Annotated in this window: 17 protein-coding genes and 1 tRNA gene; 14 read left to right on the forward strand and 4 right to left on the reverse strand. The window is 74.4% G+C overall.

Features of this window, described 5'->3' with window-relative positions; translation table 11 throughout:
* Positions 1-61: 61 nt before the first annotated feature.
* Entirely contained in the window at positions 62-1,510 is a 1,449-nt protein-coding gene (lysA, locus tag ACQP04_RS30435) for a diaminopimelate decarboxylase (RefSeq protein WP_433503957.1), read from the reverse strand.
* 10 nt (positions 1,511-1,520) lie between these two features.
* Entirely contained in the window at positions 1,521-3,164 is a 1,644-nt protein-coding gene (argS, locus tag ACQP04_RS30440; RefSeq protein WP_433503958.1) for an arginine--tRNA ligase, read from the reverse strand.
* A 114-nt stretch (positions 3,165-3,278) separates the two neighbouring features.
* Between argS and ACQP04_RS30445 the strand changes: the two genes are divergently transcribed.
* The 12 genes from ACQP04_RS30445 (at position 3,279) to ACQP04_RS30500 (ending at position 20,779) form a co-directional block, all read left to right on the forward strand.
* Positions 3,279-4,091, forward strand: coding sequence for a DUF3105 domain-containing protein (locus ACQP04_RS30445; protein ID WP_433503959.1), 813 nt, complete (start codon positions 3,279-3,281; stop codon positions 4,089-4,091).
* Positions 4,088-4,816, forward strand: coding sequence for a DUF305 domain-containing protein (locus tag ACQP04_RS30450; protein WP_433503960.1), 729 nt, complete (start codon positions 4,088-4,090; stop codon positions 4,814-4,816). Before ACQP04_RS30445 ends, ACQP04_RS30450 begins: the two co-directional genes overlap by 4 nt.
* A gap of 57 nt (positions 4,817-4,873) precedes the next feature.
* Positions 4,874-4,945, forward strand: a tRNA-Arg gene (locus ACQP04_RS30455).
* A 113-nt stretch (positions 4,946-5,058) separates the two neighbouring features.
* Positions 5,059-7,947: a SpoIIE family protein phosphatase gene (locus tag ACQP04_RS30460; protein ID WP_433503961.1), complete on the forward strand. Its 2,889-nt coding sequence runs from the start codon at positions 5,059-5,061 to the stop codon at positions 7,945-7,947.
* Between the two features lie 158 nt (positions 7,948-8,105).
* The gene (locus tag ACQP04_RS30465) at positions 8,106-12,173 is read left to right on the forward strand and encodes a molybdopterin-dependent oxidoreductase (RefSeq protein WP_433503962.1); all 4,068 of its coding nucleotides are present in this window, start codon (positions 8,106-8,108) and stop codon (positions 12,171-12,173) included.
* A gap of 122 nt (positions 12,174-12,295) precedes the next feature.
* On the forward strand, positions 12,296-13,531 hold the full coding sequence (locus tag ACQP04_RS30470) for a hypothetical protein (RefSeq protein ID WP_433503963.1): 1,236 nt from the start codon (positions 12,296-12,298) through the stop codon (positions 13,529-13,531).
* Positions 13,528-15,069 carry a lipopolysaccharide biosynthesis protein gene (locus ACQP04_RS30475; RefSeq protein ID WP_433503964.1) on the forward strand — a complete coding sequence of 514 codons (1,542 nt, stop codon included), beginning with the start codon at positions 13,528-13,530 and terminating at the stop codon, positions 15,067-15,069. Before ACQP04_RS30470 ends, ACQP04_RS30475 begins: the two co-directional genes overlap by 4 nt.
* Before the next feature lie 17 nt (positions 15,070-15,086).
* A complete protein-coding gene (locus ACQP04_RS30480) occupies positions 15,087-15,665 on the forward strand; it encodes a DinB family protein (RefSeq protein WP_433503965.1) in 579 nt (192 codons plus the stop codon).
* Between the two features lie 1,032 nt (positions 15,666-16,697).
* The gene (locus ACQP04_RS30485; protein ID WP_231498172.1) at positions 16,698-16,895 is read left to right on the forward strand and encodes a hypothetical protein; all 198 of its coding nucleotides are present in this window, start codon (positions 16,698-16,700) and stop codon (positions 16,893-16,895) included.
* 1,022 nt (positions 16,896-17,917) lie between these two features.
* Entirely contained in the window at positions 17,918-18,673 is a 756-nt protein-coding gene (locus ACQP04_RS30490) for a hypothetical protein (RefSeq protein WP_433503966.1), read from the forward strand.
* Positions 18,674-18,706: 33 nt separating this feature from the next.
* Positions 18,707-19,786, forward strand: coding sequence for a DUF3616 domain-containing protein (locus ACQP04_RS30495; RefSeq protein ID WP_433503967.1), 1,080 nt, complete (start codon positions 18,707-18,709; stop codon positions 19,784-19,786).
* A 189-nt stretch (positions 19,787-19,975) separates the two neighbouring features.
* Positions 19,976-20,779 carry a hypothetical protein gene (locus ACQP04_RS30500; protein WP_433503968.1) on the forward strand — a complete coding sequence of 268 codons (804 nt, stop codon included), beginning with the start codon at positions 19,976-19,978 and terminating at the stop codon, positions 20,777-20,779.
* A gap of 125 nt (positions 20,780-20,904) precedes the next feature.
* On the opposite strand, the gene ACQP04_RS30505 is transcribed toward ACQP04_RS30500, so the two are convergent.
* Entirely contained in the window at positions 20,905-22,980 is a 2,076-nt protein-coding gene (locus ACQP04_RS30505; RefSeq protein ID WP_433503969.1) for a PhoX family protein, read from the reverse strand.
* A gap of 156 nt (positions 22,981-23,136) precedes the next feature.
* Positions 23,137-23,610, reverse strand: a complete 474-nt coding sequence (locus ACQP04_RS30510; protein WP_037044658.1) for a hypothetical protein — start codon at positions 23,608-23,610, stop codon at positions 23,137-23,139.
* Positions 23,611-23,739: 129 nt separating this feature from the next.
* On the opposite strand from ACQP04_RS30510, the gene ACQP04_RS30515 reads away from it, so the two are divergent.
* Positions 23,740-24,765, forward strand: coding sequence for a 6-phosphofructokinase (locus ACQP04_RS30515; RefSeq protein ID WP_433503970.1), 1,026 nt, complete (start codon positions 23,740-23,742; stop codon positions 24,763-24,765).
* 135 nt (positions 24,766-24,900) lie between these two features.
* Positions 24,901-25,326, forward strand: a complete 426-nt coding sequence (locus ACQP04_RS30520) for a hypothetical protein (RefSeq protein WP_433503971.1) — start codon at positions 24,901-24,903, stop codon at positions 25,324-25,326.
* Positions 25,327-25,485: the final 159 nt, after the last annotated feature.

The following is a 25,485-nucleotide window of genomic DNA, read 5'->3' on the forward strand; positions in this document are numbered from 1 at the left end:
TCGGCGTCCCGCGCGACAGTCCGGGGTGCCCACCCTCACGCCCGCCCGCACGCGGCCCGCCTCACGGGCCGACCTCGAGCCGGAACAGGTCCTCGTCCGTCTCCCGGCGCAGGATCACCCGCGCCTCGCCGTCGCGGACGGCGACGACGGCCGGCCGCGGCAGCCGGTTGTACGCGCTGGCCATCGAATAGCAGTAGGCGCCGGTGGCGGCCACGGCCAGCAGGTCGCCGGGGGCGAGGTCGGCGGGCAGCCAGCAGTCCCGCACCACGATGTCGCCGGACTCGCAGTGCTTGCCGACCACGCGCGAGAGCGCCGGCCGGTCGCCGCCGGGCAGCGAGTCGACCGCCGACGCCCGGGAGACGAGCCGGCAGTCGTAGAGCGCGTCGTAGAGGGCGGTGCGGATGTTGTCGCTCATCCCGCCGTCGACGCTGACGTACCGCCGCGCGCCGACGCCGAGCGGGACCTCCTTGAGCGTGCCGACCTCGTAGAGCGTGATCCCGCCGGGCCCGGCGATGGCGCGCCCGGGCTCCACGGCGATCTCCGGCACGTCGAGCCCCGCGGCCGCGCACTCGCGCTCGACGATCCCGCGCAGCTCCTTCGCCAGCGCCGGGATGGACAGCGGGTCCTCGTCCGGCCGGTAGGCGATGCCGATGCCGCCGCCGAGGTCGAGGGTGGCGAGGTCGGCGAGGGCGGCCGCGCCGTGCTCGCGGTGCAGGTCGGCCAGCAGGCGCACGACGCGGTGCGCCGCCACCTCGAAGCCCTCGGTGTCGAAGATCTGGCTGCCGATGTGGCTGTGCAGCCCGACGAGCTGCAGGTTCCCGGCCTTGAGCACGCGCCGGGCGGCCTCGGCGGCGTCGGACTCCAGGCCACCGGCGACGGAGAAGCCGAACTTCTGGTCCTCGTGCGCGGTGGCGATGAACTCGTGCGTGTGCGCCTCGACGCCCACGGTCACCCGGATCATCACCGGCTGGACGACGTCCCGCTCGGCGGCCACGGCGTCGAGCCGGACGATCTCGTGGAACGAGTCGAGCACGATCCGGCCCACGCCGCTCTCCACGGCGGCGGCCAGCTCGGCGACGGACTTGTTGTTGCCGTGCATCGCGATCCGCCCGGCCGGGAAGCCGGCCCGCAGCGCGACGGACAGCTCGCCGCCGCTCGCGACGTCCATCGACAGGCCCTCGTCCGCCACCCAGCGCGCGATCTCGGTGCTGAGGAAGGCCTTGGCCGCGTAGTGCACGGACTCGGCCCCGAAGGCGGCGGCGAACTCGGCCGCGCGGGACCGGAAGTCCCCCTCGTCGACCACGAACAACGGGGTGCCGTACTGCTCGGCCAGCTCCCGGACGTCGACACCGGCGACGCGCAGCGCGCCGTCGGCGCCGCGGGCGGCGTTGCGCGGCCAGACGGCCGGCGCGAGATGGTCGAGCTCGGCGGCGCCGGTCGGGCGGGGGCCGGCCGTCTCCGGCGGCGCCTGGATGCCGCCGTGCAGCGGGCCGGCGGGGTGCGCTCTCACGGGTCCGTCCTCACATCCGTTCCGGTGCGCTCACGCCGAGCAGCCCGAGACCGTTCTCCAGCACCTGCCGGGCCGCGACGCACAGGCCGAGCCGGGCGCGGTGCAGCCCGGTGACCTCCTCGTCGCCCATCGGCAGGACCCGGCAGCTGTCGTAGAACTTGTGGTACGCGCTGGCCAGGGCCTCGAGGTAGCGCGCGACCCGGTGCGGCTCGCGCAGCTCGGCGGCCGCGCGCACGACCTCCGGGAACTCGCCCAGCGTGCGGATCAGGTCGCCCTCGCGCGGGTGCTCGAGCAGCCCGTACTCCGTCCCCGGCTCGACGCCGAGGTCGGCGGCGTTGCGGGCGAGCGAGGCCAGCCGGGCGTGCGCGTACTGCACGTAGAAGACCGGGTTGTCGTTGCTGCGCTTGACCAGCAGGTCCAGGTCGATGTCCAGCGCGGAGTCGACCGACGAGCGGATCAACGAGTAGCGGGCGGCGTCGACGCCCACGGCCTCGACCAGGTCCTCCATCGTGACGACGGTGCCGGCCCGCTTGCTCATCCGAACCGGCTGGCCGTCCTTGACCAGGTTGACCAGCTGGCCGATGAGCACCTCGACGACGGCGGGGTCGTCGCCGAACGCGGCGGCCGCCGCCTTGAGCCGGGCGATGTAGCCGTGGTGGTCGGCGCCGAGCATGTAGATGCACAGGTCGAAGCCGCGCGCCCGCTTGTCCCGCAGGTAGGCGAGGTCGCCGGCGATGTAGGCCGGGCGGCCGTCGCTCTTGATGACGACCCGGTCCTTGTCGTCCCCGTAGTCCTTCGACCGCAGCCACCAGGCGCCGTCCGCCTCGTAGAGCGCGCCGGAGTCCTTGAGCTGCTGCACGACCGCGTCGACCGCGCCGGACCCGTGCAGCGAGTTCTCGTGGAACCAGACGTCGAAGTCCGTGCCGAACTCGTGGAGGTCCTGCTTGATCTCGGCGAACATGAGGCCGACGCCGACCCGGCGGAAGATCTCGTCCTGGTCGGGGGAACCCAGCGCCGCCGGCTCGGCCTCGACCACCCGGGCGGCGATGTCGGCGATGTAGGCGCCGCCGTAGCCGTTCTCCGGCGCGGGCTCGCCCTTCGCGGCCGCGACCAGGGAGGCGACGAACCGGTCGATCTGGGCGCCGGCGTCGTTGAAGTAGTACTCGCGGGTGACCTTGGCGCCGCGCGCGGTGAGCACCCGGCCCAGCGCGTCGCCGACCGCGGCCCAGCGGGTGCCGCCCAGGTGCAGCGGGCCGGTCGGGTTGGCGGAGACGAACTCCAGGTTCACGTTGCGCCCGGCGTACTCGTCGCCGGTGCCGTACGACCCGGCGGCCGCCAGCACCTCGCCAACCAGCGCGCCCTGCGCGTCGGCGGCCAGCCGGAGGTTGATGAAGCCCGGCCCCGCCACCTCGGCGGACGCGATCCCGGCGCGACCGGCGAGGTCCTCGGCCAGCCAGCCCGCGAGGTCCCGCGGGGCGACGCCGGCCTTCTTGGCCGTGCGCAGCGCGACGTTGGTGGCGTAGTCCCCGTGCTCGGGGTTGCGGGGCCGCTCGACGCCCGCGTCGGCGGGCAGCGCGTCCGCGGCCAGGCCGCGCGCGGCCAGCACGTCCAGCGCGGCGACACGGACCAGGTCGGCGAGCACGTCGGGAGTCACCCCACGAGGATAGGAGGTGGCACTCGGGGGTTTCTCAGGCGGCGCTCCTACACTGCCTGGGCGCGACCGCCAGACGGGTGACGGTCGCTCGACCCCCGATCAACTGGACGGTTCATGGCCAGCGGCAAGAGCAGCAAGGCGAGTCGGAGCAAGGCCCGCAACTCGGTCGTCACCCAGCGGTCCACGCCGTGGGGCCTGATCGCGGGCGTACTGGTCGTCGTGCTGTTCGCCGGCGCGATCTTCGGCTACGCCGTCTACAGGAACAACGAGAACAGCGCCGCCCAGGACGCCCTCGCCGCGTACACCCCGAGCGACACCAACAGGGACCCGTCCGCCCAGATCGCCGGCGTGGTCACGGACAACTACACCGGGTCCGGGCAGGGGCACGTCGTGGGGCCGACGCGCGTCGCGTACACCCACACGCCGCCGTTCGGCGGGGACCACGACCAGTACTGGGCCGCGTGCACCGGGATCGTCTACCCGACGGCGGTGCGCCAGGAGAACCTCGTGCACTCGCTCGAGCACGGGGCCGTCTGGATCGCCTACAACCCCGACCAGGTCAGCGGGGCGGCGCTCGACACCCTCTCCGCCAAGGTCGACGGCCAGCCGTACACGGTGATGGCGCCCTACCCGGGCCTGGACCAGCCGATCTCGCTGCAGGCGTGGAACCACCAGCTCAAGCTGAGCGACGCGAACGACCCGCGGATCGACCAGTTCATCACCGCGCTGCGCCGCAACCAGTACAACTACCCGGAGATCGGCGCGACCTGCCAGGCCCTCGGGCCGGGCGCGTTCGACCAGGACAACCCACCGGCCTTCGAGCCGACCCCGGGTGTGGCCGAGATCAACGGCGGCACGATCGTGGCCGAGCGCGGCGCCGGCACCACCGGCGGCACGATGCCCGACCCGACCACCGGCGGCCAGTGAGCCCCGTGGCCGCGGACCTCGCCGACCCGGACGCGGCGGCCGACCCCGGCCGCCGCGAGCCGCGGTGGGTCCGCCCGCTGGTGGTGATCGCCGCCGCGGTGGCGCTGCTGCTCATCGGCGGGGCCGCCGGGATGCTGATCGGCCTGCCCGGCTCCGCGGGGACCACCACGCCGTCGGCCGACTCGGTCGACGTCGGGTTCGCGCAGGACATGACCGTGCACCACGAGCAGGCCGTCGAGATGGCCTCGTGGGCCCGGGACCACACGTCGGACCCGCAGGTCAAGCAGCTGGCTTTCGACATCGAGACCACGCAGCTGCAGCAGATCGGGCGCATGCAGGGCTGGCTCGGGCTGTGGGGCGCCGCCCCGTTCCCCACCGGCCGGCCGTACATGACCTGGATGGCCGACCCGGCCGACGCCGGGCACGGGCACTCGATGTCCGATGCGTCGTCGGCCGGCGCCGCCCGGATGCCCGGGATGGCCACGGACGAGGACCTGCGGAACCTGCGGGCGGCCTCGGGCACGCAGCTCGACACGCTCTTCCTGCAGCTGATGCTGCGCCACCACCTCGGCGGCGCCGACATGCTGCAGTACGCGGCCGAGCGCGCGGCCCTGCCGGAGGTCCGCAACCTCGCCGCGCAGGCGTTCTCGGCGCAGACCTCCGAGGCCGATCTCATGCGGCAGCTGCTGGCCGCGCGGGGTGCGCAGCCCCTCCCGCAGAACTGATCCGGGGGTGTTGTAGGGTTTCTCCTGCACGCCGCGGGAACGCGGCGAGCGGGAGTCGCCCCCGTAGCTCAGGGGATAGAGCACCGCCCTCCGGAGGCGGGAGCGCAGGTTCGAATCCTGCCGGGGGCACGACGAAGCGGCTTCGGCCGCTTTTCGTGTTTCCGGGGTCCGTTCGCGGCCTGACCAGCGGCTTCGGCACCGAACGCCCTGCGACCCCGGGCGCGGATGGCTACGATCCTCCGGTGCTCGACTCCCCCGCGGCCCCCGGTGCCGCGGATCCCCGCTTCACGGCCGGGCTCGAACGTGCGCTGCAGCCGCTCGAGGACCCCGAGGAGATCATGCGGGTGGTCGCGCGGATGCTGGGCGAGCACATGCGGGTCGACCGGTGCGCCTACGCCGAGGCCGAGGCCGACGAGGACCACTTCACGATGACGGGCGGCTACGCCCGCGGGCTGCCGCCGCTGACCGGCCGGATGGCGATGTCGGAGTTCAGCGCCGACACCCTGCGCTGCATGCGCGAGGGCGTGCCCTACGTGCTCGACGACGCCGAGACCGATCCCCGGGTGCTCCCCGCGCAGCGGGAGATCTACCACCGCACCGGGATCGCGGCCGTGATCTGCACGCCGCTGCACAAGGGCGGGCGGTTCGTCGCCGCGATGGCCGTGCACCACGCGACGCCCCGGCACTGGACCCCGGACGACGTCGCCCTGCTCGACGCCGTCGTGGCGCGCTGCTGGGAGTCCCTGCAGCGGGCCCACGCGCACGCCGCGGTGCGGGAGGGCGAGGAGCGCTACCGGCTGCTGGCCGAGCGCGCCACGGACGGGATCTGGCTCGCCGACGCCGACGGGCGCTACATCGACGTCAACCCGGCGGCCTGCGCGATGCTCGGCCACAGCCGCGAGGAGCACCTCCGGCTCACGATCGCCGACGTGGTGCGGCCGGACGACCTGAGCCGGCTCGAACAGCTGCTCGTCGCGCTGCGGGGCGGCGAGCCCCTCACCGAGGTGTGGGAGCTGCGCCGGCGCGACGGCGGCACCGTCCCCGTCGAGCTGTCCATGCGGTTCGCCGGCGAGCGGCTGCAGGCGATCGGCCGCGACATCACCGAGCGGCGGCGCGCCGAGGCCGAGCGGGAGCACCTGCTGCGCCGCGAGCAGGAGGCCAACCGCCAGCTCGGGCTGCTGCAACGGGCCACCGCCGCGCTGTCCGCCGCCGCGACGCCCGCCCGGGTCGCCGAGGTCGCCCTCGAGCAGGTCCGCGAGCTGCTGGGGCCGTGCGGGGTGGCCGTGTGGGAGCCCGCGGGCGACGAGGGGCTGCGCAGCATCGCCGTCGCCGGGTGGACGGACGAGCGGCTGGCGGACGGCGGGGCGCTGACGGCACCGCCCGACGGGCTGCTCGCGGGCCTGCGCGGGGCGACGCTCTGGCTGCTCGAGGAGGGGACGGACGACGCGGCCGGCTTCGGCTGGGCCGGCCGGCACACCCGGGTGCACGACGCCCTGGCGCAGCGGGGGTACGGCTCGCTCGGCTGCCTGCCCCTGCGCGCCGCCGACGGCGGGACCGACCTGCTCACGGTCGCCCTGCCACAGGGCCGGGTGCCGAGCCCCACCGAACGTGCGACGGCCGAGTCGCTCGCCGACCAGTGCGCCCAGGCACTGCACCGGGCGCGGCTGCTCGAGGCCGAGCGCGAGATCGCGTCCGTGCTGCAGCGCAGCCTGCTGCCCCGCGAACTGCCCGCCCTCGCCCGGCTCGCCGCCTCGGCGCGGTACACGCCGTCGGCGGAGGACGCGCACGCCGGCGGCGACTGGTACGACCTGCTCCCCCTCGACGGGACGCGGGTCGCGCTGGTGATCGGCGACGTCGTCGGGCACGGGCCCGCGGCCGCCGCGGTCATGGGGCAGCTGCGCAGCGCGCTCGCCGGGCACCTGCTCGACGGCCGCTCCCCCGCCGCCGCGCTGGAGCGCCTCGACCGCTTCGCCGCGCACGTCCCCGGCTCGGCCGGCAGCAGCTGCGCCTGCCTGACCTACGACTGGTCGAGCGGCGAGCTGCGCTGGTCCTCGGCCGGGCACCCGCCCGTCCTGCTGCTCGACGAGGAGGGCACCCGGTTCCTCGCCGGCGGCGCGGGCACGGTCCTGGGCGCGTCCGCCCGGCCGCCGCGGCCGGAGGGCGCGGAGGTCCTCGGCCCCGGGACCTCGCTCGTCCTCTACACGGACGGGCTGGTCGAGACCCGCGACGAGGTGCTCGACGCCGGGCTGGACCGGCTCGCCGCCACGGTGCGCGAGCACGCGGACCTGGATCCAGGTGCGCTGACCGAGCAGGTCGTGGCCGGGGTGCTCCGCGGGTACGCCCCGACGGACGACGTCGCCCTCCTCGTCGTCCGGACCGTGCCGGCCCCGGTGTCCGCCACCCTGCCGGCCGACCCCACCAGCCTGCGGGGCATGCGCCGCGCGGCCGCCGCGTGGCTCATCGAGGCCGGGGTGCCGCCGGAGGCCGCCGACGACGTCCAGCTCACCCTGGGCGAGGCCGCGGCCAACGCCGTCGAGCACGCCTATCCCGAGGGCAACGGCGACTTCACCTGGTCGCTGGCGCGGGCGGAGGACGGCGCGGTCGAGGTCGCCGTGGCCGACTCCGGCCGCTGGCGCCCCGTCCCCGCGGACTCCGGCTACCGCGGGCACGGCCTGCGGGTGATGCGCGAGCTCGGCGAGGAGCTGGAGATCGAGCGCGGCGGGACCGGTACGCGCGTGGCGTTCCGGGTGTCACCCGGCACCGCGCCGCCGGCGCCCGCCGGCACGCTCCCGCACCGCCCCGTCGCCTCCGTCCCCGCCTCGGTGACGTGGCGCACGGGGCCCGGCGGCGCGCAGGTCCTCGTCGTGACCGGCGACGTCGACCTCGCCGGGCGCGGGCCGGTCGCCCGCGCCCTGCTGCCCGCCGCGCGCTCCGGGGAGGCTCCGCTCGTGGTCGATCTCGCTGGGGTGCCGTACCTCAGCAGCGCGGGGATCGCCCTGCTCAGCGAGGCCGTCGCGCTGCGGCCGGACCTCGCCGTGGTGGTCGCGGCGGGCAGCGCCCCGGCCCGGGCCCTGGACGTCACCGGGCTCGCCGCGGTCCTCGCGGTGCGGGTGACCCAGCCCACGTCCTGACCTGCGCCGCACACCGGCACGCCGGCCGCGGTGAGCGGGATGTGACACGGCGGACCGATTGCGCTGACCTGACGGCAATCCCCCGTTCCTAGCGTCGTCCGGGCGGGTGACGAGAACCCGCGCAGGTCAGCAGCGCGACGGCACGGAGGACTTCAGGCGTGGGCACACCGGACCCCGGCCCGCTCACCAGCGTGCGGACGGTCTGCTCCTACTGCGGCGTCGGCTGCGGCATGGTGCTGGACCTCGAACCCGGCCCGGACGGGGCCACCCGGATCCGCAAGGTCCGCGGCGACACCGAGCACCCCGCCAACGCCGGGCGGCTGTGCACGAAGGGCGCGCACAGCGCCGAGATGCTCGCCGCCGACGGCCGGCTGCGCACCGCCCTGCGCCGGCCCGAGCGCGGCGCCGGGGCCGAGCCCGCCCCGGTCGACGCCGCCATCACCGAGACCGCCCGCCGGCTGCGCGAGATCCTCGACGAGCACGGGCCGGACGCGCTGTCGCTCTACGTCTCCGGCCAGATGACGCTCGAGGCCCAGTACCTCGCCACGAAGCTCGCCAAGGGCTTCTGGCGCACGAAGTGGATCGAGTCGAACTCGCGGCTCTGCATGGCCGGCGCGGGCACCGGCTACAAGCAGTCCCTCGGCTCGGACGGGCCGCCCGGCTCGTACGCCGACCTCGACCACGCCGACGTCTTCCTGGTGATCGGCGCGAACATGGCCGACTGCCACCCGATCCTCTTCCTCCGCATGATGGACCGGGTCAAGCAGGGCGCGACGCTCATCGTCGTCGACCCCCGCCGGACGGCCACGGCCGCGAAGGCCGACCTGTTCCTGCAGGTCGAGCCCGGCACCGACCTCGCGCTGCTCAACGGCCTGCTGCACCTGCTCGTCGAGCAGGGCGCGGTCGACGAGGAGTTCGTCGCCGAGTTCACCGAGGGCTGGGAGGCGATGCCGGAGTTCCTCGCCGACTACGCCCCCGACGCCGTCTCCGCGATCACCGGCGTGCCCGAGGCGGACCTGCGCGAGGCGGCCCGGCTGATCGGCGGCGCCGCGAACTGGACGAGCTGCTGGACCATGGGGCTCAACCAGAGCACCCACGGCACCTGGAACACGAACGCCCTGGTCAACCTGCACCTCGCCACCGGCGCGATCTGCCGGACGGGCTCCGGGCCGTTCTCGCTCACCGGTCAGCCCAACGCCATGGGCGGGCGCGAGATGGGTTACATGGGCCCCGGCCTGCCGGGCCAGCGCGCCGTGCTGGCCGCCGACGACCGCCGGTTCGTCGAGGAGCTGTGGGCGGTGCCCGAGGGGACGATCCGCGCCGACGTCGGCACCGGCACGATCGACATGTTCGCGCGGATGGCCGAGGGCGAGATCAAGGCCTGTTGGATCGTCTGCACGAACCCGGTCGCGAGCGTGCCCAACCGGGGTGTGGTGATCGACGCGCTCGAGCGCTGCGACTTCGTGGTGACCCAGGACGTCTTCGAGGCCACCGAGACCAACCCCTACGCCGACGTCGTCCTTCCGGCGGCCATGTGGGCCGAGGTCGAGGGCGTGATGATCAACTCCGAGCGGACCATGACGCTGCTGCGGCCCGCGGTCACGCCGCCGGGCGAGGCGCTGCCGGACTGGCGGATCATCGCGCGGGTCGCCTGCGAGATGGGGTACGCGGAGCACTTCACCTACTCGTCGGCCGAGGAGGTGTTCGAGGAGCTCAAGCAGGCCTGGAACCCCGCCACCGGGTACGACGTCCGGGGCGTGACCTACGAGCGGCTGCGCGGCACCCCCGTTCAATGGCCGGCCGCGCCGGACGGGCCGGAGCGCAACCCGGTCCGCTACCTCAACGACGGGGTCAGCCAGCGGCGGCGGCCGGAGAACGGGCGGCTCTCCTTCGCCACGCCGTCGGGCCGGGCGCAGTTCCTCCCCCGCCCGCACATGCCGCAGGCCGAGCTGCCCGACGACGACTTCCCGCTCGTCCTCACCACCGGCCGGGTGCAGCACCAGTGGCACACCCTGACCAAGACCGGCAAGGTCGCGGCACTGAACAAGCTCAACCCCGGCCCGTTCGTCGAGATCAACCCGGCCGACGCCGAGGCCCTGGGCATCGTCGACGGGGACCGGGTCGCCGTGGCCTCGCGGCGCGGGCGCGCGGTGCTGCCGGCGGTGGTCACCGACCGGATGCGACCGGGCACCTGCTGGGCGCCGTTCCACTGGAGCGACCTGTTCGGCGAGCACCTCGCGGTCAACGCGGTGACCAACGACGCCGTCGACGCCGCGTCGCTGCAGCCCGAGCTCAAGGCCTGCGCGGTGGCGCTGGAGAAGGTGGCCCCCGCCGAACCCGCCGTGCGCACGGACGCCCTCCAGGAAGGGGTCGGGGCGGCGCTCGGGCTCGATCTCACCCCGCCGGTGCTGACGGGCGCGGAGCGGCGCTACCTCGCGGGGTTCCTCGCCGGCGTCGAACGGGGCGGGGCGCCGGGCGTGCCGGTCCTGCCCTCCGGCGCGCCGGTGGGGTCCGCGACCGCCGCGTGGATCAACGGGATGCTGGCCGGGACCTTCTCCCGGCTCGCCGCCGCCGGCCCGGTAGGCGAGGCCGCGGCGGAGACCGGGGAGGACGGCCGGCCCCTGCTCGTCCTGTGGGCCTCGCAGACCGGCAACGCCGAGGGCGTGGCCTCCGCCGTCGCCGCGCGACTCACCGCGGCCGGCCGGCATCCGCGGTTGCTCTGCATGGGTGACACCTGTCCGGACGCCCTCCCCCCGGACGCCGACCTCCTCGTGGTCACGAGCACCTTCGGCGACGGCGACTCCCCGGACGTGGGAACCGACTTCTGGGAGGACCTCGCCGCCGACCGGCCGCCGCTGCAGGACGTCCGGTTCGCGGTGCTCGCGCTCGGCGACCCCACCTACTCGGAGTTCTGCGGGCACGGCCGCCGGGTCGACGAGCGCCTCGCCGAGCTCGGCGGCACCCGGCTGCTCGACCGCGTGGACTGCGACCCGGACTTCGAGGCCGCGGCCGCGGCGTGGACCGAGCAGGTCGTGAGCCTGCTGACCGGCGACGACGGCGGCGCGCGGGCCCCGGTCACCAGCCGTCCGGTCGCCGTCCCGACGCCGCCGGCCGAACCGGCACGCGTGACCGTCGACGCGACCCTGCGCGAGGCCCGACTGTTGAGCCTGCCCGGCTCGGCCAAGGAGATCCGCCGGTTCACCCTCGCCGGCGACGCGGACTTCACCTACGAGGCGGGGGACGCGCTCAGCGTGCGGCCGGTCAACCACCCCGACCTGGTCGCGGAGTGGCTCGAGCTCACCGGCCTGCCCGCCGACGAGGCGGTCACGGTGCGCGGCACGGACATGGCGTTCGCCGAGGCCCTGGGCCGGCACCTGGACATCACCCGGATCTCCCCGGCGCTGCTCGGGTTCGTCGCCGAGCGGACCGGCGACCGCGTGCTCAAGGAGCTGCTGCGGGCCGGGCACGGCACCGACCTGGCGCGCTGGACGTGGGATCGGCAGGCCCCGGACGTCCTCACCGAGTTCCCGGTCCGGGCGTCGGCGCAGGAGTGGGCGGACACGCTGACCGCGCTGCAGCCGCGCCAGTACTCGATCTCCTCCAGCCCGCTGACCAGCCCCGACGCCGTCTCGCTGACGGTGTCGGTGGTCCGCTTCACCAGCCGGCACGGCCGCTCCCGGCGCGGGGTGTGCTCCACCTTCCTCGCCGACGCGGCGGGCGAGGGGTCGACGCCGGTGCTGGTGAGGTCGTCGCCCCGGTTCCGGCCGCCGGCCGACCCCGCCACGCCCATGATCATGGTGGGGCCGGGCACCGGGGTGGCCCCGTTCGTCGGGTTCCTCGAGGACCGGCGGGCCCGCGGGCACACCGCGCCGAACTGGCTGTTCTTCGGCGAGCAGCGCTGCGCCACGGACTTCTACTACCGCGAGGAGCTGGAGGCCATGCGGGCCGACGGCACGCTCGACCGGCTCGACGTCGCCTTCTCCCGCGACCAGCGGCACAAGGTCTACGTGCAGGACCGGATGCGCGAGCACGGCGCGCAGCTCTGGCGGTGGCTCGCCGACGGCGCCCACTTCTACGTCTGCGGCGACGCCAGCCGGATGGCCAAGGACGTGGACCTCGCGCTGCGCGACGTCGTCGCGGCCCACGGCGGGATGGACGCCGACCGCACCGCGGCGTACGTGAAGCAGTTGGTCGCCGACGGGCGTTACGTGCGCGACGTCTACTGATCATCCGCTGGTCACGGGCCGAACCTGCGGTCGTCGACGCTCCGTCAGGGCTCTTTCACCCGGAGTTCACCTCACCCGTATGCTCGCCACGTCCGGCCGACGGTTGGGCCGATGGGGGGACGATGACGATCGACGACGCACGCGATGCGGTCACGCCGCCGAGGGGCCTCGCGGCCCGGCCCGCGGCCGAGATCCCGGCCTGGCGCGGGCTGGTGGTGTTCGTGGTCCGCGAGGCCGCGGCGCACCAGATCGACGAGGCGGTGGCCGGCATCGCGCGCGGCCTGGAGATCCTCGACGTGGTCGAGCTCGACGCCGCGCAGCGCGCCGCCGCCCGCACCGGGCTGGCCGGCGCCGACTGGGGTCCGAACGGCAAGCCCGTGCCCGGGGGCGGCCCGCACACCTTCGTGATCGCCTGCGACGTCGCCCCGCCCGTCGGCGTCGTGCAGGGCGTGCGGAGCATGGCCGACCGCATCGCCGAGGTCCGCGGGCACACCACTCGCCGCCTGCTGCACATGCTCCCGCCGCAGCAGCACTACGAGCCGCTGCACGTGTCGACCGGGCCGCAGCAGGCGCTGGACTTCCTGGAGGTCCTCGGCGACCTCGGCGTCCAGGCCCGGCTGCTCCCGCGGGTCACCGCACTGATCGAGGCGTGCTCGGTGCCGTTCCCGCTCGTGCGGATGCTGGCGCCGGACTCCCCCGGCTACCGGGCGCGCGTCGCGCTCGTCGACCACCCGGTGCACGGCCGCACGGTGTGCAAGATCTTCCGGCCGGGCGCGCTCGACTCCTTCCGGCGGGAGCTGCGGGCCCGCCTGGAGCTCGCGGACCTGCCCGAGGTGCCCGAGCTGCTCGAACACGGCCCCAACTGGCTGCTCACGCCGTTCTACACGGACGTCGGCCGACACCTCGTGCGGCCGCTGTCCGGGGTCAAGGAGATGCACCAGCTGCGGCCGGACGTCGTGCGCCGGCTCGCCCGGTTCGCGCGCGACCTGCACGAGCGCGGCAAGTTCGTGCTCGACCTCTCCCCCCACAACCTGATGTGGGACGCTCACGCGGGTCTCAAGGTGCTCGATCTCGAGTTCGTGCACGACTACCCCGGGCCCGTGCCGCCGTTCGCGGAGTGCTGGAGCTTCCACGGGGTCCCGCGCGAGCTCCGGCGCATGGGCGACGGCCTGCCGGACCTGATGCTGACGAAGGGGGTCGGGAACTCGGTGTTCCATCCCGCCGTGTCCGGGCTGTCGCCGGACAGCCTGTTCGGGCCCCCGCGCCGTGGCGAGACCGTGCGCCGCGCCGCCACCCAGCTCGCCTGGTACGCCGGGCTCGCCGTCGCCGGCCGCGTGCACCCCGCGATGCGCCGATGACGGCGCTGCCGCCCGAGCCCCCCACGGAGCCGATCCCGAACCCCGGACGCCCGTCCAGGCCGAGTCTCACCGCCCGGACCGTCCGCGGCTTCGCCTGGTCTTTCACGGGGTCGGTCGGGCAGGCGGTGCTGCAGATCGCGGCGACCGTGGTGCTCGCCCGGCTGCTCACCCCGGAGGAGTTCGGCTCGGTCGCGGCGGCGCTGCTCGTCGTCGGCCTCACCCAGCTCGTCACACAGCTGGGTGTGGCGGCGGCGCTGGTGCACCGCCGGGAGCTCACCGACCGGGACGTCGCGGCGGCCTTCTGGTTCTCGATCCTGCTCTCCGCGGCCTTCGCCGGGCTGCTGTTCGCGTTCGCGCCGTCGTTGAACGGGCTGGTCGGGCTGCCCGCGGACTCCGGCCTGCTCCGGATGCTGTCGGTCACGCTCGTGCTGGCCGGCGCCACCGCCGTGCCCACCGGGCTGCTGCAGCGGGACCTGCGGTTCCGGCCGATGGCCGTGGTCGACCTGCTCGCGGCCGGGCCGGGGATCATCGGCGTGTCCGTGGTGCTGGCCCTGCTCGGCTTCGGCGCGACCGCCCTGGCGTGGGCGGAGATCGCGGCCGCGCTGATCAAGTGCGTGGGCTACCTGGCACTCACCCGGCCGTCGGTGGCGGTCGAGGCGCCGTCCGCGGCCTGGGCGCGGCTGCGCCCGATGCTGAACTTCGGCTCGGGGTACTCGCTCACCCAGCTCGGCAACTGGATCGCCCTCAACGCCGACAACCTCGTCGTCGCCAACGTGCTGGGCACCGGCCCGCTCGGCGTCTACACGCGGGCCTACAACCTGCTCTCCGAGCCGGCCAACGTGATCGGCGGCGCCGCGGACAAGGCCCTGTTCCCGGCCATGGCCAGGGTGCGGGACGACGGCGCCCGGCTGCGGCACGCCTACGTCCGGACCTCGTCACTCGTCGCCCTGGTGACCGCGCCCGCCGCCGTGCTGCTGTTCGTGCTCGCGCCCGAGGTCGTGCACATCCTGCTCGGCTCGCAGTGGGACGCGGTGATCCTGCCGGTGCAGGTGTTCGCGCTGGTGCTGCTGCCCCGCACGTCGTACAAGATCAGCACCTCGCTCACCCGAGCGACCGGCGCGGTGTACCGGGCGGCGTGGCGGCAGTGGCTCTACGCGGCCGAGGTCGTGGTGCTGTGCTCGGTCGGCGCGCGGTTCTGGGGCGTCGACGGCGTGGCGGTCGGGGCGTCCATCGCGATCCTGGCGCACTTCCTGGTGATGCTGCGGTTCTCCGCGCGCGTCTCGGAGGGGCTGATGGGCGCGGTGCTGCGGATGTACGTCAAGCACGTGCCGGCCGTCGTGGCGGTCGCGCTGGCGAGCTGGGCCGTGGCCGCCGCCGTGCGCCCCATCGGATCGGACGTGCTCACGCTGGTCGCCGCGGCCGCCGCCGGGGGCGTCGCCGCCCTGGGCGTGCTGGTGCTGCTGCGGGGCCGGTTCGCGGAGGAGCTGGCGGTCGTCGCCAACCTGCGGCGCGGAAAGAAGGTGCCGGTCCCGGCCTGAGCCGGTAGGACGGCGCCATGACGGTCGCTCCCGATCCGAAGGCCGAGCTGCACCACTACTTCCGACAGGGCCGCGAGGCGCTCCTGTGGAAGCTCGACGGGGTCACCGAGTACGACGCCCGCCGTCCGCTCACCCCCACCGGCACCAACCTGCTCGGGCTCGTCAAGCACACCGCGATCGTGATCGCGGGATACTTCGGCGAGGTGTTCGACCGGCCCTTCCCGCAACCGCTGCCGTGGGCCGAGGAGACCGCCGCGCCCAACGACGACATGTGGGCCCTGCCCGGCGAGACCCGGTCACAGATCGTCGCGCTGTTCCACGCGGCCAACGCGCACGCCGACGCCACCATCGACACCCTCGACCTCGACTCCCCCGGCTACGTCCCGTGGTGGTCCGGGCCGGTGACACTGAGCCGGATCCTCGTCCATGTGGTCGCCGAGGTGCACCGGCACGCCGGCCACGCCGACATCGTCCGCGAGACCATCGACGGCACCGCCGGCCTCCGCGCGGACAACTCCAACCTCGCCGACGGCGACGCGGGGTGGTGGGCGGAGTACCGCGCCAAGGTGCAGGCCGAGGCGGAGCGGTTCCGGTAGGTCGGCGGATATCGAGCACACCGGCGGATATCGAGCACGGCGGCGCAGGCCGGCGCGGCCGGCGTTGGTGCAGCAGAGGCGGCGCGGCAGGGCGCGCGGCGCGGCCGGGCGGGGCTGGGCGGGCGCGGCCGGGCGAGCGCGGCAGGGCGGCGCGCGGCACGGCCAGGCGGCACGGCCAGGCGGCGCGGCCGAGCGAGCGGGGCCGGGCGAGCGCCGCAGGGCGAGCGCGGCCTGGCGGGCGCGGCCGGGCGAGCGGAGCCGGGCGAGCGCGGCAGGGCGGCGCGGCACGCCCAGGCGGGCGCGGCCGGGCTGGAGGCCGCAGGGGTCGGGCGGGTGCTGCCCGCAGCACACCCGCCCGATCACTCCTCACCGCCGTCGAGGCGCGGCGCACCCACTCGAACCCGGCGGCACACCCGAACAGTCACTCCCACACCCTGTCGACGACCTGTGTCGCGCATCAGCGGGTGTGCGCGCGGTTGGCCCACCTTGCATCCGGCCGCGCGGCGGCCCGACACGATTCCGTCCTCGCCAGCGAGGACGGTGTCCGAGTGCACGGGACGGCGGCGGTCGGTCGGCCCCCACCGAGCTGTCCGCGCGAGCGAGCCGAGCGAGGGCGCGGCCGGCTGACGGTTCGCAGCGGAGCTCAGCCCTACGCCGGCGAACCCGGCCGGGCCGGCCACTGGTCGTCGATCGCCCCGCACACCCACTCGAGCGTCCCGCCGCCCGTCGACCGGGTGTGCGGCGGACACCGCCGGTGTGGGAGGCCGCCCGAGCGGGTGTGCGGAGACCCGAGCGGGTGGTTCCGTCCGAGCGTCGGCGGAGTGCTCGGCGGGCCGTCGCCAAGAGCCTCGACCGACCATTTCGCCCGCCCACGGATCGCCCGTCGGACGCCACGTCCGTACGCCGATAGCAGGCCTCCGTTAACCGGTTCGCAACGACCCTGGCTGTCACCTCGCGTAGTCGGAGCACTACCTTCGCGGCCATAGTTCCAGGAGGTGACAGTCAGTGGCGCTTGCGTCGATCTTGTCCGGTATGCCCGACCTGTTGCAGCGCACGCTCTCGCAGCACACCCCCGATCCGCACGGGTACTGCCGGGAATGCCGCGAGGCGTCGGGCATCGCCGCGGCGTGGCCGTGTGCCACCCGCGAGGTCGCCGAGGAGGCCGAGTACATCCAGCGCGGCGGGCTTCCCGGCACGCTCGGCGGCCGGCACCGCACCAGCCGGGCCTGAGGCCGCCCGCACGGACCGCCCGAGGGTCCTCCCGCCCCACGGGTGCCCCTCGGACCGTCCGGCCGATCGTCTCGCGGCATGATCCCGAGGTCGTCCTGGGGCGGAGACCACCTGGCCCCGCCACGGATGATCACCGTCGACGTGCGGAGAAGGTCGGCTCTCCGGCCCTGGGCGCACCCGATCGCTGATCACCGATGATCGCGGGAAGGCAAGGCCGGCCACGCCGCCCCATGATCGTCAGCTCCGTGCACACTCGGCGCGTTCGACAGCCCGCAGCGCACGCAATCGCAGATCCGACCCCAGCACCCGTCCATGATCGCCGGCTGCGGGCATGCATGGCTCGTCCAGCTGCCGCAAGCGCACTCGAACGCGGATCCTGCCCGACACCCCTCCCCATTACCGCCGGCAGCGTGCATGCACGGCTCGCCCGACAGCCTCGAGCTCACGCGAACGCAGATCATGGTCAGGACGGATCGATCGGGACACCCCCGATCCGGACTGCGACCGCGGCCCCCGTCACACGAGCTCTGCCCACAGGAGCCGGTCCACACGCACCCCTCCACTCAGGACGCTGGCCCGAACGGAGGCACCGCACCCCCGTCCGGACCGGTCGTTCGGTGGAAGCCCTACCGCAGCCGTCGCGAACGGCGCGCCGAACGGCACCGCACCTGTGAACGCGGCCACGCGCCGACCGCCCGGCGAGACCGCCACCACCCGAACGGCCGTTCGTCGCTCCGCCCGATCCGATCGTCTCAGCAGGAGCAACCTCCCCGCATGGCCCGGACCGGAAGCCCCTAGCGTCGGTCGCGACCGGATCACGGAACGATCACGAACGGCCCTGGGCGCCCCGAACGCCCGCCTCCCCAGCAGGGCCGATCCCCTTCGGACCGCCCGCGGCCCGGTCGCCGTCCGACAGCTGAACACGAGAGGTCGTTGTGGCCCGGCATCGCTCCCCACGAGGCCGCTCCGCGATCCCCCACCAGCAGCCGGCGCCGAGCTCCCCACGGCGTCGTCGCGCAGGGGTGGGGGACGCGGTCCGGTCGGTCCCCGGTCCCGTCCGTCACGGGTCCGCGCTCGCACTCGCCGCGGGCGGCGTCGTCGCCGTCATCGCCGCCGCCGCCCCGCTGGCGGGATCCGTCGACGCCGCGCTCCCCACGAGCGCGTCGCCCGAGGCACGGCTCGCCGCCGAGGCCGTGCCCGCCCCCGCCCCCGCGATCCCGACGCAGCGGGAGGCACCCGTCGTCGAGATGACGGCGCTGGCCGACGCCGCCCGGATCGCGGGCGAGCACGCCACCGCCGAGGTCGAGCGGAGGAAGGAGGAGGCGGCCGCGGAAGCGTCGGCCGCCGAGGACCGTGCGAAGCAGGCGCTCGCCGGCCGCACGCTGCAGACCAGCTCGGGCAGCACCTCCTGCGGCATGAGCACCGCGAGCCTCGGCGCGGTGAAGCCGTGGGTGTCCGACGCCGTCGAGTTCCTGGGCTGCCAGTTCGGCCGACCGCAGACGCTCGGCGTGGGCAGCCGGGGCAACGCCTCGGACCACCCGTCGGGCCTCGCCGCGGACTTCATGGTCGGCAAGGCGAGCGGCGACGCGATCGCGGACTGCGCGCTGCAGAACATGCAGGCCCTCGGCATCAGCTACGTGATCTGGCAACAGCAGATCAACTACGGCAGCGGCTGGCAGGCCATGGAGGACCGTGGCAGCCCCACGGCCAACCACGAGGACCACGTGCACGTGTCGTTCGACAGCTCGGCGCCCTCCGGGCGGCCGGCGACCTGCTGACCTCGAGCCCGCCCCAGCGGTAGAACTGGAGGAATGGACGCAGGTCTCCTCCGGCTCGAACGGCAGGTCGAGCTCCGGTTCGCGGGCGACACCGTCCGCTCGGGCAACCACGTGAACCTCTCGGCCGTGCGGGTCGAGGGGTCCACGCTGTGGCTGGCCGGCGACGAGACCGCGACCATCGAGCGGCTCGAGTTCGACCACGGGCTCGCCGTGGCCGACAAGTCCGTCACGTTCCCGCTCGCCGAGCTGGTCCGGCTGCCCGGTCCGCCGGAGCAGGAGGCGGACGTCGAGGGGCTCGCGCGGTCCGGCGGCTTCCTGTGGGCGATCGGCTCGCACAGCCTCAAGCGCCGCCGCGTCCGCCCGCACGACGACGTCACCAAGGCTCTGAAGCGGCTGTCGAAGGTCCGCCGCGAGGAGAACCGGTACGTGCTCGCGCGGCTGGCCGTCGAGACGTACACCGAAGGGTCGCCCGAGTTGCGGCTGCGCACGGCGGCCGGCGTCAGCTCCGCGCTGGTCGGCGCACCCGGCAGCGTCGGCCTGGCGGACCTGCTCGCCGACGACCCGCGGCTCGGCCCGTTCCTCGCGGTGCCGGGCAAGGACAACGGGTTCGACGTCGAGGGCCTGGCCGTGCTCGGCGACTCCGTCTACGTCGGGCTGCGGGGGCCGGTGCTGCGCGGCTGGGCGGTGGTCCTCGAGCTGCTCCCGCAGCCGGACCCGACCGACGACGGCCGCCTCGTCCTCGGTGCCTTCTCGGGCGGCGAGCGGTACCGGACCCACCTGCTCGACCTGGGCGGGCTGGGCGTGCGCGACCTCTGCCCGCACGGCGACGACCTGCTCGTCCTCGCCGGACCGAGCATGGCGCTGTCCGGTCCGGTGCGGCTCCACCGCTGGCGGGACGCGGCGGCGTCGGGCGGCAGCGAGCTGGTCCGCCGCGACCGGCTCCCGCTGCTCGGCGCGCTCCCGCACGGGCAGGGCGAGGACCACGCCGAGGGCATCTCGCTGCTGCCCGGGCCGGGGCCCGCGCGGCTGCTGGTGGTGCACGACAGCCCCGGGCCGGACCGTCGGCCGACGCCGTCGTCGGTGCTCGCGGACATCGTGGCGCTCGACGGGTGAGCCGACCGCTCGCCGCGCGCGCGGGCACGCACGACTCACGGTGAGTCACCGATACACGGCGTTTCGTGACCTCTCCGCTACATTCTGGACACGACGCGACGGCCCGGTTCCCCCGACGGACCCGGAGGCCCTCCGCCCGGTGTCCCCGCACCGGCGGTCCGCCCGGGCCTCGCACCGAGAAGGCAGGACGTGTCGCGGCACCGCTCCCCCGCCGCGGGCGCGCCCGGTCGCGGGACGGTCGACGTACACCGGCTGCTCGCGCGCGCCGGCGCCCCGTCGCCCCGCACCCGCCGTCAGGCGTTGCGTCGCGGCACCACCGCCGCCGCGGTCACGGGCGGCGCGCTGGCCGTGGTCGCGCCGGCGGCATCGCTGCTGGACGCGGCCCCGTCCGCCGCGGTGGACGCGGCCGAGGTGGGCCTGGCGTCGGCCGACGTCGTCGACGACGAGCTGTTCGCCGCCGACGGCGCCGCCCTCGCGGCGAGCGTCCTGCCGGTCCGTCGCGAGGCCGACCCGCCCGGGCTCGTCGCCGCACAGAACCTGCTGAAGTCCGCGGGGCTCAACGACGCCGCCCGACGGGCCGAGGAGGAGCGGCTGGCCCGCGAGGCCCGCACGCACTGCGCGGTCGACCTGTCCGAGCTCGGCGCCGTGAAGCCGTGGGTCCGCGACGCGGCTCGGTTCCTCTCCTGCCTCTACGACCAGCCGGACCTGATCGGCGTCGCAGGCCGCGGCCGCGTCTCCGACCATCCCACCGGCAAGGCCCTCGACCTCATGACGACCGGTACGCACGGCGACCGGATCGCAGCCTGCGCCCTCGCCAACCGCGAGGCCCTCGGCATCTCGTACGTGATCTGGGAACAGCGGATCAACTACGGCGACGGCTGGGAGTCGATGGAGAACCGGGGCAACGCCACGGAGAACCACTTCGACCACGTGCACGTGTCGTTCGAGGGCTCCGCGGGCTCCGGCGAACCCGACCCCGACCTCTGCACCTGAGCCGGTGAGCGGCGCTCTCGCTCATACCTGGTGAGCCGCAGCGCCGCTCGCGCTCACTCCGGGCCCGGTTGCACGAGTGGCGCTCTCGCTCATACCAGTGAGCGAGAGCGCCGTTCGTTCAATCACTACAGGCCGATGCGGGCCGGGCGGCCGTCCTCGCCCTCGTGCCAGATGTTCACGACCGCGGGCCGCGGCTGGGTGCCCGGTCCGTCCGGCCAGGTCGACCCGGGGTTGGCCGGGGAGGCGTCGTCGACGTCCCCGGGGTGCTGGACCGAGATCAGCACGAAGTCCTCGGTCACGACGGGCCCGCAGGTCTCCCCGCCGATCGGGACGGACGCGAACTGCGTGGTCCGCCCGCGCGTCTCCCCGGTGAGCGAGACACCGAACAGCCCGTCGTTCTGCCCCAGCGCGGCGGTGGAGTCCGTGGAGATCCACAGGTTGCCGTGCGGGTCGAACGCCAGGTTGTCCGGCGACGTGATCGGGCTGACCTGCGACTTGTCGTAGCCGCCGAAGTACGTCGACGGGTCCTCCGGGTCCCCGCACACCAGCAGGATCGACCAGGCGAACCGGGTACCGGTGGGGTCGTCGTCCGCCTCGGTCAGCTCGATGACGTGCCCGTGCTTGTTGTCGACGCGCGGGTTCGCCTCGTCCGGCCCCGCCTTGCCCGCCTTGCCGCGGTCGGTGTTGTTGGTCAGCGCGAGGTACACCGTGCCCGTGATCGGGTGCGGTTCGACGTCCTCGGGCCGGTCCATCTTGGTCGCGCCGACCTTGTCCCCGGCCTCGCGGGTGAAGACGTAGACCTCCTCGGCGCTCATCCCGGGCACGAAGCTCGTGGTGCCGGACACGAGCTTGATCCACTCGCCCGAGCCGTCGAACGCACCGTCCTCGGGCAGCGTCCCCGTGCCGTCGACCTGCGGGCTGTCGCCGGTGAACCTCGCGACGTACAAGGTGCCGTCGGACAGCAGGGACCTGTTGTGCTCGCGGGCGCGGCGGCTGTACCCGTTCATCATCGTCCTCGACGACACGAACTTGTAGACGTAGTCGAAGCGCTCGTCGTCGCCCAGGTAGACCACGGCGTGCTTGTCCTTCGACAGCCGCACGGTGGCGCCCTCGTGCTTGAACCGGCCCAGCGCGGTGTGCTTGACCGGCCGGGACTGCGGGTCGTGCGGGTCGACCTCCACGACGTACCCGAAGCGGTTCGCCTCGTTCGGCTCCTTCGCCAGGTCGAACCGCGGCTCGACGGTCTCCCACGCCCGCTCCGAGGCCCCCTCCTCGAAGCCGTAGCGGGCCAGCCGGGTGTCGGCCGGGTCGGCGTTCGCGAAGTACTGGTTGACGTTCTCCTCGCCGGACAGGAACGTGCCCCACGGCGTGACGCCGCCGGAGCAGTTGTTGAAGGTGCCCAGCACGACCGTGCCCGTGGGGTCTGCCGACGTCCGCAGCAGCGGCGAGCCCGCCGCCGGCCCGTCGAGCACGAACTCCGTGGTGCCGGTGAACCGGCGGTTGCGCTCGCCCTCGACGTCCACCGTGATCCGGCCGTCCCGGTCGCGGACGATCTCCACGACGGACAACCCGTGCGCCGCGAGCCCGATCCGGACCTGCTCCTCGGTGGGGGCCGCCGGGTCGTACTCGCGGAACATCAGCGGTTCGATCGTGTACTCGTGGTTGGAGAACATCACCCACCGCCGCGCCGGGCCCTCCAGCAGGAGCAGGCCGCAGAAGTCGTTGTTGTAGCCGAACTGCCGGGCCTGCGCCTCGGCGGTCTGGTTGTCGAAGTCGAACTCCGGGGCGCCGGGCAGGATCGGGTCACCCCAGCGCACCACGACCTGCTGCGCGTACCCGAGCGGGACGCGGACGGCGTCGTCGGTGTTGGGCGGGACGGTCTCGTAGGCCAGCCCGTAGGGCGCGCGCGAGCGTTCGGGCGCGGCCGGGAGCGGACCCGCCGGCGTGGCGGCCGCCGCCGCACTCGTCCCGACCAGCGCGGTCGCCCCGGTCGCCAGGCCGAGCACCGCACCGGCCCGCAGCACACCGCGCCGGTCCAGCACGGCGCCCAGGACCTCGCCGAAGTACGTGTTGGCCGAACGGTTCGGCTCGGGACGGGCACAGGCGTCCCCGCAGCGGTAGCGGCAGGTCAGGCCCTGCCGGCCGCGGTGCAGCAGCGGCAGGGAACGGGGCGGGTGGTCGCAGGCGCACGGCTGAGCCACGGTCGTCCTCCAGTGTGGTGGTTCACCGGTTCGGGGTCGGCGCGACGCTAGGTAACCGAGACGAGCCGGAAGTGATCACCACATGGACGACGGGCAAAGACGCAGGTCAGGGACCTGGTGAACGTGACGAAGACCCCAAGCGCCGGGTCTCCCGCCTCAGTCCTCCGAGTCCGGGGTGGCGGTGTGGTGGGGGTGGCCGTGGGTGCGGCGGCTCTGCTTCATCTCGGCCTCGAAGACGTGCCGCCGCCCCTCCATGAGGTCGTCGCGCAGCGCGCGCTCGGTGTCCTTGAGCGGGGTGTAGTAGTTGTCGTCGAAGTCCTCGACGATCTGGAAGCTCCACCGGCCCTCGATCGCGTTGCGGCCGATCAGCTCGGTCTCGATGCGCTCGGCCCAGGCCGGCTGGCCGCACTCGCGCAGCTGCTCCACGACGTCGTCGAGCATCGCGTCCGCCCCGCCCATCAGCTGGTGGAACTCGTAGAGGGCACCGCGGGCGCGCTCGATCCGCTCGAGCATCTCGGAGAACTTGCCGGCCGCCGCCACCAGCTCGTCCGAGGCCCCCTCGGGGCGGGAGTGGGCGGCGTCGACGGAACGGGAGACGGCGTCGGAGGAGACGGCGTTCGTCGTGCTCATGCCCATCGGTACCCCCGGCCTCGGGGCCCGAACCGCGGGTCACCCGGGTGCCCGGGCCCACCCGGCCGCGCTCTTGTGACGACGGTAACATCGGCGCGTTTCTGCATCGATGGAGATCGGAGGCCCGCCATGCGTGTCGGGGTCCTGACCGGCGGGGGCGACTGCCCCGGTCTGAACGCCGTGCTGCGGGCGATCGTCCGCAAGGGCGCGGCGGCGTACGGGCACGAGTTCGTCGGCTTCCGCGACGGCTGGCGCGGCGTCCTCGAGGGCGACGTCCGGCCGCTCGGCGTGCCGGACGTCCGCGGCCTGCTCCCCCGGGGCGGCACGATCCTCGGCTCCTCCCGGACCAACCCCTTCGCGATCGACGACGGCGTGGCCCGGATCCGCGAGACGCTCGAGGCGCAGGGCGTCGACGCGCTGATCGCGATCGGGGGCGAGGACACCCTCGGGGTCGCGACCAGGCTGCACGACGACGGGGTGCGGGTCGTCGGCGTGCCCAAGACGATCGACAACGACCTGGGCGGCACCGACTACACGTTCGGCTTCGACACGGCGGTCTCCATCGCGATGGAGGCGATCGACCGCCTGCACACCACGGCCGAGTCGCACCACCGTGTGCTGATCGTCGAGGTCATGGGCCGGCACGCGGGCTGGATCGCGCTCCACGCGGGTATGGCGGGCGGCGCCAACGGCATCCTCATCCCTGAGCAGCCCTTCGACATGGACCGCGTCGAGGCGTGGGTGGAGAGCCGCTTCCGGGACCGCTACGCGTCGATCATCGTCGTGTCGGAGGGCGCGATGCCGATCGGCGGCGCGGAGGTGCTGCAGAGCGCACAGAAGGACGCGTTCGGGCACGCCCGGCTCGGCGGCGTCGGTGACTGGCTGGCGCACGAGATCGAGCGCCGCACCGGCAAGGAGGCCCGCACGACCGTGCTCGGGCACGTCCAGCGCGGCGGCACACCCACGGCACGGGACCGCTGGCTCGCCACCCGCTTCGGCCTGCACGCCATCGACGCCGTCGAGGCCGGGGAGTGGGGCACGATGGCGGCCCTGCGCGGCACCGACATCGTGATGGTCCCGCTGCTCGAGGCGACCAAGCGGCTCAAGACGGTCGACCCCGCGCTCTACGCCGAGGCGGAGGTCTTCTTCGGCTGATCCGTTGCTGCGGGCGGCGCAGGTCACGCGCCCGCAGGGCTCCTTCATCCGGATGAAACAGTCCGGAAATCGCCCGGTGCCGGTCGGGATCTAGAACTGGGATGTCCCCAGCGCCCGCCGGATCGGAGGCCCGCCGTGCCCGAGCAGCCCCCATGTGAGCAGATTCCCGTCCCGGCCCGGCTCGCCTGCCCCGGGGAGTGCCGCGCCGACCATCCGTGGCGGGCCCACCACGACCGGCTGCTCGACGTCGAGACCGACCCGGACGCGGTCGTCGATCTGTTCGAGACGGCCGTGACCTGGTCGGAGCTGGAGTATCCGGAGGAGACCACGATCCCGCCGGCGCGCTGGGTGGAGTTCGCGGAGAAGCACCGCTGGCGGGACACGGAGCGTGCGCTGCGGATCTTCTCGCTCGCCGCCGACGCGGCGCTGCGCGGCACTCGCACGGCCGCACCGATCGTGGCGCTGGGGAAGGCGGTCGGGATGGTGGCAGGGATGGGCGAGGGGATCTGCCCGACCCTGGCCCCCGCGACCCCGCCCCGCCACCTCCGCGTCGCCCCCTGAGCGCACCTTCCCGAGGCCCACCCGACTCACCGAAGCCCACCCCGCCTCGCGGGAGTTCACACCCCGACTCGCGGTGCCAGAACTCCCGACTCGCGGTGCCAGAACTCCCGACTCGCGGAACAGAGGCTGCAACTTCCGCCAGTCGCTCTCTGGCCTCGC

It is taken from the genome of Pseudonocardia halophobica, from assembly GCF_050948485.1.
GTDB classification, from domain to species: Bacteria; Actinomycetota; Actinomycetes; order Mycobacteriales; family Pseudonocardiaceae; genus Pseudonocardia; species Pseudonocardia halophobica.

What these genes read in the sequence shown, in the direction of transcription:
- ACQP04_RS30445 (WP_433503959.1), top strand. Translation starts at nt 3,279, where the DNA reads ATGGCCAGCGGCAAGAGCAGCAAGGCGAGTCGGAGCAAGGCCCGCAAC.
- ACQP04_RS30470 (WP_433503963.1), top strand. Translation starts at nt 12,296, where the DNA reads ATGACGATCGACGACGCACGCGATGCGGTCACGCCGCCGAGGGGCCTC.
- ACQP04_RS30475 (WP_433503964.1), top strand. Translation starts at nt 13,528, where the DNA reads ATGACGGCGCTGCCGCCCGAGCCCCCCACGGAGCCGATCCCGAACCCC.
- ACQP04_RS30480 (WP_433503965.1), top strand. Translation starts at nt 15,087, where the DNA reads ATGACGGTCGCTCCCGATCCGAAGGCCGAGCTGCACCACTACTTCCGA.
- ACQP04_RS30485 (WP_231498172.1), top strand. Translation starts at nt 16,698, where the DNA reads ATGCCCGACCTGTTGCAGCGCACGCTCTCGCAGCACACCCCCGATCCG.
- ACQP04_RS30495 (WP_433503967.1), top strand. Translation starts at nt 18,707, where the DNA reads ATGGACGCAGGTCTCCTCCGGCTCGAACGGCAGGTCGAGCTCCGGTTC.
- ACQP04_RS30510 (WP_037044658.1), bottom strand. Translation starts at nt 23,610, where the DNA reads ATGAGCACGACGAACGCCGTCTCCTCCGACGCCGTCTCCCGTTCCGTC.
- ACQP04_RS30515 (WP_433503970.1), top strand. Translation starts at nt 23,740, where the DNA reads ATGCGTGTCGGGGTCCTGACCGGCGGGGGCGACTGCCCCGGTCTGAAC.